This window comes from Sporichthyaceae bacterium (genome assembly GCA_036269075.1).
In the GTDB taxonomy this organism is placed as follows: Bacteria; Actinomycetota; Actinomycetes; order Sporichthyales; family Sporichthyaceae; genus DASQPJ01.
Window position 1 is genome coordinate 1 of record DATASX010000105.1, and the last position, 12,831, is coordinate 12,831.

12 protein-coding genes are annotated in these 12,831 nt (G+C 69.6%); 5 read left to right on the plus strand and 7 right to left on the minus strand.

Annotated features, from left to right (window positions below):
- The first annotated feature begins 54 nt into the window (after nucleotides 1-54).
- The 4 genes from VHU88_19635 (at nucleotide 55) to VHU88_19650 (ending at nucleotide 2,775) form a co-directional block, all read left to right on the plus strand.
- Nucleotides 55-984 carry a hypothetical protein gene (locus tag VHU88_19635; protein HEX3613909.1) on the plus strand — a complete coding sequence of 310 codons (930 nt, stop codon included), beginning with the start codon at nucleotides 55-57 and terminating at the stop codon, nucleotides 982-984.
- Complete coding sequence (locus VHU88_19640; protein HEX3613910.1) at nucleotides 981-1,742, plus strand: hypothetical protein; 762 nt, start codon at nucleotides 981-983, stop codon at nucleotides 1,740-1,742. The genes VHU88_19635 and VHU88_19640 overlap by 4 nt, the downstream gene beginning before the upstream one ends.
- Nucleotides 1,739-2,299, plus strand: a complete 561-nt coding sequence (locus VHU88_19645; GenBank protein HEX3613911.1) for a hypothetical protein — start codon at nucleotides 1,739-1,741, stop codon at nucleotides 2,297-2,299. Before VHU88_19640 ends, VHU88_19645 begins: the two co-directional genes overlap by 4 nt.
- Before the next feature lie 86 nt (nucleotides 2,300-2,385).
- Complete coding sequence (locus tag VHU88_19650; protein ID HEX3613912.1) at nucleotides 2,386-2,775, plus strand: nitroreductase/quinone reductase family protein; 390 nt, start codon at nucleotides 2,386-2,388, stop codon at nucleotides 2,773-2,775.
- 71 nt (nucleotides 2,776-2,846) lie between these two features.
- Here VHU88_19650 and katG read toward each other — a convergent pair whose 3' ends face one another.
- From katG to VHU88_19685, 7 genes are all read right to left on the minus strand, one after another.
- Entirely contained in the window at nucleotides 2,847-5,051 is a 2,205-nt protein-coding gene (gene katG / locus VHU88_19655) for a catalase/peroxidase HPI (GenBank protein ID HEX3613913.1), read from the minus strand.
- Between the two features lie 26 nt (nucleotides 5,052-5,077).
- Complete coding sequence (locus VHU88_19660) at nucleotides 5,078-5,506, minus strand: Fur family transcriptional regulator (GenBank protein ID HEX3613914.1); 429 nt, start codon at nucleotides 5,504-5,506, stop codon at nucleotides 5,078-5,080.
- A gap of 47 nt (nucleotides 5,507-5,553) precedes the next feature.
- Nucleotides 5,554-6,255, minus strand: a complete 702-nt coding sequence (locus VHU88_19665; protein ID HEX3613915.1) for a hypothetical protein — start codon at nucleotides 6,253-6,255, stop codon at nucleotides 5,554-5,556.
- Nucleotides 6,256-6,338: 83 nt separating this feature from the next.
- Entirely contained in the window at nucleotides 6,339-6,974 is a 636-nt protein-coding gene (locus VHU88_19670; protein HEX3613916.1) for a hypothetical protein, read from the minus strand.
- The gene (locus tag VHU88_19675; GenBank protein ID HEX3613917.1) at nucleotides 6,971-7,588 is read right to left on the minus strand and encodes a hypothetical protein; all 618 of its coding nucleotides are present in this window, start codon (nucleotides 7,586-7,588) and stop codon (nucleotides 6,971-6,973) included. Before VHU88_19675 ends, VHU88_19670 begins: the two co-directional genes overlap by 4 nt.
- Nucleotides 7,585-9,234 (minus strand): hypothetical protein, encoded by a 1,650-nt coding sequence (locus VHU88_19680; GenBank protein HEX3613918.1) that lies wholly within the window; start codon nucleotides 9,232-9,234, stop codon nucleotides 7,585-7,587. Before VHU88_19680 ends, VHU88_19675 begins: the two co-directional genes overlap by 4 nt.
- Nucleotides 9,235-9,251: 17 nt before the next feature.
- The gene (locus VHU88_19685; protein ID HEX3613919.1) at nucleotides 9,252-11,612 is read right to left on the minus strand and encodes a hypothetical protein; all 2,361 of its coding nucleotides are present in this window, start codon (nucleotides 11,610-11,612) and stop codon (nucleotides 9,252-9,254) included.
- A gap of 397 nt (nucleotides 11,613-12,009) precedes the next feature.
- Between VHU88_19685 and VHU88_19690 the strand changes: the two genes are divergently transcribed.
- The coding region (locus VHU88_19690; GenBank protein HEX3613920.1) for a hypothetical protein at nucleotides 12,010-12,831 on the plus strand (822 nt) is incomplete at its 3' end.

Genomic DNA, 12,831 nt, shown 5'->3' on the forward strand with positions numbered 1-12,831 from the left:
CGGGACCCGAATGCCCCGCCGCTGCCGCCGAACTTCCGCTACGAGTTCTTCGACATGCTCGGCACCGACCAAACGCAAGCCTTGGACCCGGCGACCGAGGATCTGCTCGCGGCCCGCAAGGAGTTGGCCACGATCCTGGCCGCGGCGGCCGAGCGTGACCGGTACTGGGGACACAAGATCGGCGACGCGATCGACGACAAACTGGCTGACGGGTTCTGGGACCACGTCCACTCGTTCGTCGAGCACCATGCCGAGCAGCTCGAGCATTTGACGAACCAGCTTGGCCTGCTGACCTCGGGCCTGGGGTTGGCGGCGATCTGGTTCCCTCCGTTGCTCCTTCCCACGCTTGTCCTGGCCGGCGGCATCGCGGCAACCCACACCCTCATGGCCGCCGAGGGCGAGGGGTCCTGGTTCGACGTCGGGCTCGACGTCGCCGCCATGGCCAGCTTCGGCGCGGGCAGGGCGCTGTCCAAGGGCCTGGAGGGCATCGTCGATGCCACTCGCGGCGCCGCCGCCCGAGCTGCCGAGCGTGAAGCTGTGGAGAGTGTGCAACTGGAGTCGGCGGCGACCCGAGAGGCAGCCGAACGCATCATCGTCGATCCGGCAAGCAGCGACCTCGAACTGCGCACGGCGCGCTCGGAACTCTTCGAGATCGACGGATACGCTCGGCAAGCTGGGGAAGCAGCAGCCCGCGACGTGCTGGAGGCGCCTGAGGCCGCCGCGAGCAGGGTGCACGAGTTCTTCGCTGGGGCGAAGGACGACGCCCATCTGGTCAACACCGGTAAGCGTTTAGCGTCGGGACATGTCGGAGACCCCGCCGTGGAGTACGCGGCGCGGAACCTGCGCAAGGTGACCTGGGCTGGGCGAGGCGTCTTTGCCGCCGCCACCACCATCGACCTCGGCGACAAAGGCGCGAACCAGTGGAGCGCCTCTTACCGCGGCTTCAAGGACAGTTCGAAGATCGCCGTAGGGTGGCTGGGATGAACCTCTTTCACCGCGACAAACACGGTGGCGGCAGCAGCGGGGGCTACGTCACCGCAGGCTCCCTTGGGCACACTGCCAACGGGACGCCCTTGGATCAGGTGCTGTACGCGCATGTACGGCCCGACCCCATCAAGTGGATGGGCATCCCTACCGGTTGGGATGGCCACTGGAAGAGCCCGGCTGAATGGGCCGACGACCTGGCGGGTTCCAGTTGGGGGGTCTGGGCCGAGCTGAACGGGGTGGAGAAGCCTGGCCAAGATGCCATTGATCGCACCGCCGTGGAGTACCTCAACTACGCGGAGAAGTGGGGCGGGTTCCATCCCAAAGACGCGTTCGAGATCACGACCTACCTCCATGTGCCGAGCCCGACCATCTCCGCGCTACCGGTGAGGGTTTGGGTCGACGACGCACCTGATCTGACCGTCGAGAAGGCCACCGAGGCCTCCGAGGCGATCCGGCCGCCGGTCGTTGAGGAGTTCACGACCGAGACACTCGGTACCGGCCGCAAGGTCACCATTTACGGCACGCTCGACCCTGAGCCCGGAGACCTGCCCGGCACCCAGACCACCTGGGTTTCGGTCTGCTACGCCTTCAAGGTCCCAACCCGGCAGGCGGTCGTCACCATTCGCGCCACCGACACCGACCTCGGCCGGATGACGGGCGCAGCGGGTGACATTGACGAATTCGTCAGCCTGATCAACCTCCACCAGGCCGTCCCCGGTCACCTACCGGTCCCGTGGTCACCGCCGGAGCAGTGATCGGCTACCAGATCCTGCTGCCGCCGGGTTGGGCGCAGATCCCGTTACGGGCAGGCACCGACGAGGCCGTCGCCGCGATCCTGGACGCCGCTACCGAAGGGCACACTCCACCGCCTGACTGGCGCGAGCAGATGACGGTCGAGTTGGGCAAGACCGCGACCCGGGCGCGCGCCGACAGTTGCGTGCACCTCTACGTCCCGATCGCCGCGCTGCACGGGCTGACCGTGCCGGCGGCGATCTCCGTCGCCGACGTGGCGTTCGGGTCGTTGGACCCGCTCGACCCGTCGCTGCTCGTGCAGCGCCTGGCGGCCGCGCCGGGCGGCAAGCAGGTCATCATCGCCGGGGCGGTCTGTTCGAGGGCAGAGAGCACACACCCGGCCGACCCGAACCACGGCGCTCCCCTGCCGTTCCGACGCGTCGACTACCTGATGCCCTTCCCGGACGACCCGGACCGCTGGTTGGTGGTCACGTTCACCACGTTGGCGCCCGAAAACCTTGAGTGGGTCGCGCTGTTCGACGCGATGATGACCACATTCGCCTGGACGCAACAACCCTGACGGCCGTCGACTTCAGGACGACGCCGATGGCAGGTGCGTGACAAGCCCCGCTAAGTTCAGGAGGACCATCGACCGGAGGGAAGCCCATGGCCGTCAGCCGCCGCCAACGGGTCGTGAACAAGGTGCAGAAGTACGTCGCCAACCCGTTGATGCGCAAGGTCCCCATCCAGATCCTGCTGGAGACCACGGGCCGCAAGTCGGGTGAGCCGCGGCGCACCCCGATCGGCGGCCGCACGGTCGACAACGCGTTCTGGATGGTGGCGGAATTCGGCACCAACTCGCAGTACGTGAAGAACATCGAGGCCGACCCGGAAGTGCGGGTCCGGGTCCGCGGCCGATGGCACTCGGGCACCGCGTACCTGCTCCCCGACGACGACGCCCGCGCCCGGCTGCGTTCCCTGCCCAAGTTCAACAGTGCCGCGGTCAAGACGGTCGGGACGGACCTGCTCACGATCCGGATCGACCTCAGGGACTGACCGGATCGGCGCGGACGTAGAAGGTCCGGGCCGGCCGCCGAGGGCGACCGACCCGGACCTGGGTGCCTGGCTCAGACGTCGTAACGGTCTGCGTTCATGACCTTGGTCCAGGCGGCCACGAAGTCCGTCACGAACTTCTCCTTGGCGTCGTCGCTGCCGTAGACCTCGGCGACGGCGCGCAGTTCGGAGTTCGAGCCGAAGACCAGGTCGGCGCGGCTGGCGGTCCAGCGCACGGCGCCGCTGCTGTCGCGGCCCTCGAAGGTCTCCGCGTCCGGCGAGGTGGGCTTCCACGTGGTGCTCATGGTCAGCAGGTTCACGAAGAAGTCGTTGGTCAGCTTGCCCGGCGTCTTGGTCAGCACGCCGAGGGAGGACCCGTTGTAGTTGGTGTCGAGCACGCGCAGACCGCCGACCAGGACGGTCATCTGCGGGCACGAGAGGCCGAGCAGGTTCGCCCGGTCGATCAGCTGGTACTCGGTCGGCAGTCGGCTGCCCTTGCCGACGTAGTTGCGGAAGCCGTCGGCGACCGGCTCCATCTCGGCGAACGACTCGACGTCGGTCTGCTCCAGGGAGGCATCCGTGCGGCCCGGGGTGAACGGGATCTCGACCGGGAATCCGCCGTCCTTGGCGGCCTTCTCGACGCCGGCGTCGCCGGCCAGCACGATCACGTCGGCCAGCGAGACCGGCTTGCCGAAGGACTGCTTGATGCCCTCGAGGGTGCGCAGGACCAGGGCGAGCTGATCGGGGTTGTTGACCTCCCAGCCGTTCTGCGGCTCCAGGCGAATGCGCGCGCCGTTGGCGCCGCCGCGCTTGTCGCTGATGCGGAACGAGGCCGCCGAGGCCCACGCAGTGGAGACGAGCTGAGAGACCGTCAGACCCGAGTCGAGGATCCGCTTCTTCAGCTCGACGGCGTCGGCCGCGGTGATCAGCGGGTGGTCGACGGCGGGGACCGGGTCCTGCCAGACCAGCACCTCGGCGGGCACGAGCTTGCCGAGGTAGCGGTTGCGCGGGCCCATGTCACGGTGCGTCAGTTTGTACCAGGCACGGGCAAACGCGTCGGCGAGCTCCTCGGGGTGCTCCAGGAAGCGCCGCGAGATCTGCTCGTAGATCGGGTCCATCCGCATGGCCATGTCGGCCGTGGTCATCATCGGGGCATGGCGCACGTTCGGGTCGTGGGCGTCCGGCACGGTGCCGGCGCCGGTGTCGCCGACCGGCTTCCACTGCTGGGCACCGGCGGGGCTGTGGGTCAGCTCCCACTCGTAGCCGAAGAGGACCTCGAGGTAGGTGTTGTCCCACTTGGTCGGGGTCGGGGTCCAGGCGCCCTCGATGCCGCTGGTGATCGCGTGCACGCCGAGTCCGGTACCGAAGCTGTTGGCCCAACCCAGGCCCTGCTGCTCCAGCGAGGCGCCTTCGGGCTCCGCGCCGACGTGCACCGGGTCGCCGGCGCCGTGGGCCTTACCGAAGGCGTGGCCGCCGATGACCAGAGCGGCGGTCTCGACGTCGTTCATCGCCATGCGCCGGAAGGTCTCGCGGATGTCGCGGCCGGAGGCGACCGGGTCCGGGTTGCCGTTGGGGCCTTCCGGGTTCACGTAGATCAGGCCCATCTGCACCGCGCCGAGCGGGTTCTCCAACTCGCGGTCGCCGGTGTAGCGGTCGTCGCCGAGCCAGGTGGTCTCCGGGCCCCAGTAGACGTCGGCCTCCGGCTCCCACACGTCCGCACGCCCACCGGCGAAACCGAAGGTCTTGAAGCCCATCGTCTCCAGGGCGCGGTTGCCGGCGAAGATCATCAGGTCGGCCCAGGACACCTTGCGGCCGTACTTCTGCTTGACCGGCCACAGCACGCGGCGGGCCTTGTCGAGGTTTCCGTTGTCCGGCCAGCTGTTCAGCGGCGCGAAGCGCTGCATGCCGGCCCCGGCGCCGCCGCGGCCGTCGCTGATCCGGTAGGTGCCGGCGCTGTGCCAGGCCATGCGGATCATGAACGGGCCGTAGTGGCCGTAGTCGGCCGGCCACCAGTCCTGAGAGGTCGTCAGACAGGTGTCGACGTCCTTGGCCAACGCGTCGAGGTCGACGGTCTTGAACTCGGCCGCGTAGTCGAAGTCGGCGCCCATCGGGTTGCCGATGTCGGGGTTCTGCGCAAGCAGTTTGAGGTTCAGCTGATCGGGCCACCAACCGCGGTTACCACCGCCGGCGGTCGGGTGCGGGGCACGATTGCCCGCGACCGGACAGCGGGCCATCTCCTCGTTGATCTCTCCAACTTTGGCGTCGACATCGTCGGACACGGGTGAATCCTTCCGGGGTTGGGCGTTCAGGTATTGACGGCCGAACAGGCGGGGCACAGGCCCCAGTAGACGACCTCGGCCTCGTCGATCACGAAACCTTGGTCGTCGGACGCGGTCAGGCACGGACGCTCGCCGACGGCGCAGTCGACATCGGCGATCACCCCGCACGAGCGGCACACGACGTGGTGATGGTTGTCGCCGACCCGCGACTCGTAGCGGGCCACCGAACCGGGCGGCTGAATGCGCCGCACCAGCCCTGCGGTGGTCAGGGCCCGCAGCACGTCGTAGACGGCCTGGTGGGACACGTCGGCCAGCTCCGAGCGGACGACCCCGAGGATCGAGTCGGTGTCGGCGTGCGGGTGGCCGTGCACCGCCGCCAGCACCGCGACCCGGGGACGAGTCACCCGCAGCGCGGCTGCGCGCAACATGTGCTCGTAGTCCGGCGTCGTGATCACGACGCCCAGTATTACCTGGTTATCTGGAACTAATCAAGAAACGCCGGTCAAGCTACGGGCGTCGGCGTGGCGTCGTCGGCCTTCGCGGCGAGCAGAGCGCCCAGCGACATCGCGACCATCCAGCCGCCGAAGGCGAACAACGGTATCCAGTAGGAGATCAGGCCGTGGTAGGCGAACACACCGGAGTGGAAGAACAGCAGGATCGTGCCCGGCGCCAGCAACAGGGCGGCCCAGATCCCGACGTAGCCCAGCCACCGGGGATAGACCGGCTTCGCCGTGCGGTCGGCCAGGATCGCCGCGCCGACCGCGAGCGCCTGGAGCACGAACGCGGGCGCGGTCAGGAACGCCATGAACCAACCGACGTCGTGGAGCAGTTGGGTCTCCTCCGGCGGACGCTCCGGCCGGAAGGCCGCCGCGGAGAGGATCGCCGTGAACAACAGGAGCAACACGTACGTCGCGGTCCCGGTGACGGCCTGCAGCACCGAGAGCACCGGCCGCCGGCCCTCGGTGCGGAGCAGCTGCACCGTCACCACGGCCATCAACGTCGCCCAACCGCAGGTGCCGACGAACAGCAACAGCAGGCCGACCCGGATCCGGTCGGTCTCGCTCGCGTAGAAATGCGCCAGGTGCGCGGCGGTCCAACTGGCCTTCGGCGGCGGCAGATAGTCCGCGACGATCATGCCGATCAGGATCAGCGCCGCTCCGAGGAGGCCGGCGATCCCGCATCCGAACTGGCTACGCCTGTTCATGGCGGGAAAACTACTCCGTGCCGGACCGGAATCCCTGACGGAGCGTCAGACACGCCGGGACGGGACTCCGGAAGGCCGCTGCCTCATCCGGCGGTACCGGTACCGGCCTGCTGGGCCTTCTCCCCCGTCCAGTACCAGGTGTGGTTGCCCGGGTTGAAGTCCAGGAAGATCGTCTCGTCGACCGCCCGAGCGCCCGGCAGGCCGTTGTTCAACGGTGTCGGCGTGGCGGCCGTGGAGTCGACGAAGTAGTTCCTCGTCTCCTCGGCGGTGATGTCGAAGATCAGGTGGCCGCCGGCGTTGGTGGACACGTCGACCTTGCGGATGGTGATCGAGTAGACGTTCCGCCGGTGCAGCGAGTTCAGTTTCTCGATCGTGGCGCGGTTGCCGATCAGTTGCATGCCCGCCAGGTAGTGGGCGAGCGCATCGGCGTCCCCGGCGGCGTAGGCGGCGGCGACCTTGTCCTCGAAGTACTGCGCCAACTGCTTGATCTGACCATCCGTCAGTTTCCCGTCGCCCAGGGTCGAGGGCAGGCCCGGATCGGCGATCGCGCTGGGGCGCAGCGTGGGCGCGTCCGACGGGGCGGGCGAGGCACTCGGTGCCGCACCGGCCGGGGCCGACACGGCCGGCGCGGGCAGCGCGGAGGCGCCGGAGCCCTTCCCGCACGCCGTGAGCGGGCCGAGCAGCGCAAGCGCGCCGACGACGAGGGCTGTCCGTCTCACGCGGAGACCATCGCCGCGGCCAATGCCCGAGCGTGGTCCAGCGTCGGGGCCGATCCGGCCACGGTCGCGATGAACAGCCGGGATCCGGAGCGCCCGGCCAGTTCGATCTGGTTGGCGTCGGTGATTCCGTAGGCCTGGAAGGACTGCTGCTGCTCCTGGTAGGCCACGAGGTCGGTCAGCGACCCGACCTTCCCCGGGTCGACGGACTTCGCCAGGGCCCCGGCCTGTGAGCGCAGGTCGCGGTAGGAGGACAGGAAGCGGGTGGCTTGCTGCTCGTCGGGGAAGCGCATCGAGACGCAGCTGGCGAAGACCTCCGGAGCGGTCCTGGTCGTCAGCGCCGTGAGCACCGTGCGGTACCCGGACTGGTACTGGTCGTAGAGCAGGGCGGCCTGCACGTCGGCCATCGGACTGTACTGACTGGACGTCAGATCCCCGCTGTAGTTGGCATCGCGCTGGAACCCGGCACCGAGCAGGCTCGGCGAGCAGTGCTCCGCGGCCGTCTCGGCGACCGGGGTCGATGTCGCCGCGGACGCGGATCGCTCCGATGACGGCGCACCGCACCCGGCCAGCAGACCGAGCACCACCAGTGGAGCGGCGAGCGTCCGCAGGCTCACGACAACGTCCGGAACGGCGCGACCTGTTCGAAGCCGCCCATGCCGAGCAGTCCGCCCATGTGCGCAGCGTCCATGTTGTCGCCGACCGGGGTCTCGTACGGCATGGCCATCGGGTTCAGGTAGGTCGTCCGGAAGAACGCCACGCGGTTGGAGTGCCCGCCGTTGGCCGACCAGTTCACGCCGTAGCTGCCGATGGTGAACGCGCCCATGTGCGCGCCGATCACCGAGGCGATCTGCGGTCCGGCCGGCACCTTGCCCCGGCTGCCCCCGGCGACCCGGATGGCCTCGGCCAGCGCCAGCGCCGCGTCGTAGCCGCGGATGCCGTCGAAGGTGGGTCGCACCGTCGGGGCCGAGATCTGCAGGCGCTGGATGTAGTACTGCACGATCGGGTCGAACGGGTCGATGTCGCTGGCGAACTCGACGATGCCGATCTTGGTGATCGGCCAGGCGGAGTCGATGACGTCGGCGTCCATCAACTGGCTGGAGGCCAGCACGCCGCGGCCGGGCAGGCCGCGCGAACCGGTCTTGGTCACGACACCTGAAAGCGCCTGCAGCACCGGCTTGACCTCGGCCGGGCCGAGCAGCAGCACGGCGACGTTGTAGTGCGCAGCCTGCGCGACCCACGCCGCCGGGTCGGCCGGCACACCCTCGTAGTGCACAGCCAGCCCGGAACCGGTCAGGGACTGGCGCAGCCCGGCCAGTTCGGCCGCGTCGGTGGCGCTCGGGCCGGTGACGACGTCGACGGCACCGACGGCCTGGGTGCGGGTCTGGGCGCCGATCGCGGCACCCTCCCGGGTCCAGTCCGGCAGCGTCGACCAGACGCCCGGGCCGGTGGCCTGCGCCGGTGCCGCTCCGAGGACGACCGGAAGTCCGCGGTCGTGCGCGGCGCGGGCGACCGCGGCCACGGCCGCGTCGTCGCCGCAGGGCAACGCGATCGCGCGGGCGCCGAGCTGGGTCAGCCGGGCCAGCGCGGCGTCCGCGCCGGCGGACAGGTCGACCACGTCGAAACGGGTCTTGGTGGTGTGCGGCTTGGCGGTCGCGTCGACGTCGGCCATCGCCACCTGGGCACCGAGCGCCTGGTTGCGGCAGAGCGTGGACCTGGCGCCGGTGAGGTCGGCGGGAATCCCGATGATCTCCTGCTTGCCCGGCTTGGCGGACACGACGTTCTCGACCAGGCTCAACGACTCGGCGGCCTGCCCCGGGCGCTCGATGCGCACGGCGAAAGTCCATTTGCCGGTGCCCGGCAGATCGATCGGGGCCGACCAGGCGGTACGACCGGCGTTCGGGTGCAGCACGAGGTCGCGGGCGGCACCGGAGGCCGACGTCGCCCGCGCGGTGAGCGCGCTGATGTGCTCGGGCTGCTGCGGCCGGCCGTAGGTCTGCGGCTGTTCCAGCGCCAGCACGAACGTGTTGGCACCGACGACGCCGGGAGCCAGGGTGCCGACCTGCTGGGCGTGCGCGGTGTCCTCGGCCGCGGCGATCGACATGCCGACGGGCTGCCAGACGGCGGCCGCGGAACTCTGCTGAGTGGTGAGCACCCGAACGCCCACGCCGCAGGCCACCAGAGCGGTGGCGACGACGAGGGCCCTGGGCACCCACCCGCCGCGCCGGGCGTGGCGCCGGCGCGGCGTGTGGATTTCCGTCATCTGGAACGAACTCCTGATCAGTCCTCGTACTTCAGGCCGGCAGTGTCGGCGCCCATGTCGATGGGCTCGCCCCAGTAACCGCGGCAGGCCCCCTTCTCCACGAGGCCGTTGACGCAGTTCGCGCCGTAGTCCTTGCCGTACGGGGTGTCACCGCTGGCCGGCGCGCCGTTCTCGACGAACAGCATCGAGTGCGGCTTGTAGAAACCCTTGATGTTCGGGTCCGGCCAGTCGCGCCGGTTGAACTGGACACACGGGGTGCCCTGCGTCTCGTCGACGAAGTCGGTGTCCAGCTTCAGTGCGCCGGAGACCGGGTCCATGTCGATCATGCAGACCGAGTGGTTGCCGTCGACACCGGTACGGGCGACGAAGTAGTTCGCCTCCGCGATCCGGGTCGGGGCATGGGTGTCGATGAACCACTTGCCGGTCTTCGCGTCCTTGATCTTGATCTTGGCCAAGGAGTAGTTGTCGTACGAGGCCCAGTGCGGACCACCGGAGGTCGGGTCGTTGATCGGCACCACACCGGCGACGGTCGGGCAGTCCTTGCCGCCGCGGGTCGGGTCGGCCAGCGCCCGGATGTTGTTGTTCAGGTCGCACTGGTAGTGCGTCCCGGCCTCGAGCAGCTTGGTGATGCTGATCGTGTAGACCATCTTCGGGCTGCCGGCGTCGTCGTAGTTGTCCTGCAGCACGTAGCGGCCGTTGACGGCGTGACCGAGGAACCGGTTGTCCGGCGAGACGACGTCCCACGCGGCACCGTCGCAACCGGCCGGCTCGTTCAGCGGATGCTTGCCGAAGTTGCCCCCGCCGGCAGTCTTGCCGTCGCCGCCGGTGGTGATGGCGTTGGCCGCGGCGGTCGAGTCGAACACCTCGTGCCACGGGTACTTCGCCGTGTCGGTGATGTCCGGGGTGTAGAACACCGCGCCGCCGCACATCGACTCGGAGAACCAGCCCTTCGGGATGCGACCGTCGGGCAGCGGGTAGTTCTGCGTCGACCCGTTCTCCATGATGCCCATGTTCTCCGCGTGCGACGGGTTCGCGCTGTCCCGCGGACCGGCCGGCATCACGTCGACCGAGCAGATCTTCGGGTTGCTCACCGAGGCACCCGGGGTCTGGTGACCCGAGCAGCCGTCGGTCGAGAAGCTCCACACCCGCACAGTGCGGCGGAACTCATTCGGGTTGCCCGGCTTGACCGGGTCCTCGACCAACGTGGCCGGCTCGGCGTAGTCGGAGGTGACCATCGTGTTCAGGTCCTTGCGGACCTGGATGCCGTGCGGGTTGGCGCAGGAACCGAAGTCCGGGCACTTGCTGTACCCGTTCTGGTCGACGCCGCCGTCCTCGGGGGTCTTCGACAACAGGGTCGTCGCCGAGTTGCCCGCACCCTTGAGCTGGTCCGCCATCGCGGAACTGGTGGATCCGTCGCCGTCGTTGACCAGCGAGGTCGGCGCGTTTGATGCCCACTCGCCGAGGATGTCGCCCGGCTTCTTGCCCGGGTGGCTGTTGCCGGCGATCTCCACGACCGAACCCGGCGTGGTGCCGTAGGCGTAGAGCGGACCGCCCATGAGGGTGCCGAAAGCGTCGCCGTTGGGCAGGGTGGCGAAGGCGTCCCAGATCGAGCCGGACGGCGTCGCCCAGGGCTCCTGCGTCTGCTGCAGGGTGACCTTGGGCAGCGACGACAGGTCGTAGGTGAACAACCGCGAGCTGAACAGGCCGCCGGCCCAGACCGACTGGCCCGGGTACCACGAGTACTGCATGTGGTGCGGCTCGTTCTCGATGCCGTCCGGGCCGGAGATCACCGAGACGTTCACGACCTTGCCGAAGGTGTCGCAGCCCTTCTCGGCGTCGATCGTGGCCATCATGTCCGACCCGGTCTCGCCGTACTGGATCGGCGCGACGCTGGCCAGACCCTGCGGGTTCACCGCGCCACCGGTCAACAGGGCGGTGACCTGACTGCCCGTCATGTCGCCGGCGTTCATCTTGCCCGCCCACACGATCAGGTACTCGTGGCCCGCACCCTGCGCGGGACAGTTGGTGCCGCCCTCGGCCTCGTTCTTCAGGGTCGGGTTGTAGCCGGCCTCACCCGGACCGGCCGCACCGACGAACGGGACGCTGGGCAGGCCCCCCAGCGAGGTGCCGTCCAACGGGTTGCCGTTGCCCTCGGCGGTGCGCACCCGACGGGGGTGCGAGTGCACATTGACCGTGTAGTTGATGCTGCGCGCCAGCTTGCCGCCCGTGCCGAGGACCTCGGACACCGTGCGGGTGACCTTGGGCGTCGCCTCGTCGGCGGCCCGCGCGGACCCCGCGGCGATCAGCGGGGCTGCGGCCGTGGTGATTGCGACCGCACCGATACCCACCGCCCAGGGCCGGCTGAACCGTACTTTCATGATTCTCGCTTCTCTCGGGTCGTCGTCGTACGGCGACAAGACGCCCGCCCGGGCATGCCGAGTGGGCTGGTTCTGACTCGATTGATGGCGGCGAGCGCCGCCGCGTGCCTACAGGGCTGTCAGCGCGGCAGGGCCGGACACAACGCCGCGCCGACCCGAACCAGGTCGACGTGCCGGCGACGCGTCAGCAACTGGCTGACGGGCGCGAGGGCAGCGCAAGGGCGCGACATGTGGACAGACTTGTGCAATCCGGACGTAATGTCAACTCGACCGGTCGTGTTTGAGTCGGACGTCGAAGCCGCCCGAGCGGCGCAACGCGCTGGCGCGCACGCAATCAGCGACCGCATCTTGTCCCCAATTGTTCGATCTTGGGGGAAGCATGGACGCTCGTGCGCAATTGACCACGCGCTGTGGCAAGGCAGCCCTGGCGGCCATGGTGGCCCTCGGCGGCATCGGGTTCGGCGTCATGGGCGCTATGCCCGCGAGCGCGGCACCCACGACGATCACCATTTCGGGAGTGGGCGAGACGCCGTTCGTCGTCCCGGCCGGCGTCACCGCGCTGCTGAACGTGGCGGCTGTGGGCGTCGGTGGTGCCAACGGGACTCCGCTCGGCGGCGCCGCGGGCGCCGGCGGCGCCGGCGCACAGGTCAGCGCAACCAGCGTGCCGGTCACGCCCGGCAGCACGATCTACCTCGAGGTGGGCCTCGGCGGCGGAGCTCCCGGCGCCGGCGGCGGTGCCGGTGGCGGTGCATCAGCCGTCAGCACCTGCTCGTTGGCCCTGCCCGCCTGCCAGGCCGCCTTCTACACGACCAGCCAACCCCTGCTCGTCGCAGGCGGTGGCGGAGGTGGCGGCGCCGGCAGCACGACCGCGACGGGCGGCGCCGCCGGCCAGGGTGCCACGCCGGCCACGACGTGCTACGCGGGCATCATGGGCGGCGCGACATCGTCAGGCGTGGGGGGTGCCGGTGGTGCATGTCCGCCGGCCGCCGTCGCACCGGCGGGTGGCCCGGCGACCGGACTCGGATCCGGCGGGGGTGGTGCCGGGTACAACGGCGGCCTCGGTGGGACCACCGGCACTCATACCGCCGGTGGCGGCGGCGGGTCGAGTTTCGTGGCCACCGGCGTCGCGGGGGCGGCGTTCGCGCCTGCGGCCGCCGGCACAGCTCCTTCGGTTACCTTCACCTACGACCCGGGCGCGGACCTGTCGGTGACCAAGACC

Coding starts and splice junctions, on each gene's coding strand:
- VHU88_19635 (HEX3613909.1), top strand. CDS start 55: ATGCTCGGCACCGACCAAACGCAAGCCTTGGACCCGGCGACCGAGGAT.
- VHU88_19640 (HEX3613910.1), top strand. CDS start 981: ATGAACCTCTTTCACCGCGACAAACACGGTGGCGGCAGCAGCGGGGGC.
- VHU88_19650 (HEX3613912.1), top strand. CDS start 2,386: ATGGCCGTCAGCCGCCGCCAACGGGTCGTGAACAAGGTGCAGAAGTAC.
- VHU88_19665 (HEX3613915.1), bottom strand. CDS start 6,255: ATGAACAGGCGTAGCCAGTTCGGATGCGGGATCGCCGGCCTCCTCGGA.
- VHU88_19680 (HEX3613918.1), bottom strand. CDS start 9,234: ATGACGGAAATCCACACGCCGCGCCGGCGCCACGCCCGGCGCGGCGGG.
- VHU88_19685 (HEX3613919.1), bottom strand. CDS start 11,612: ATGAAAGTACGGTTCAGCCGGCCCTGGGCGGTGGGTATCGGTGCGGTC.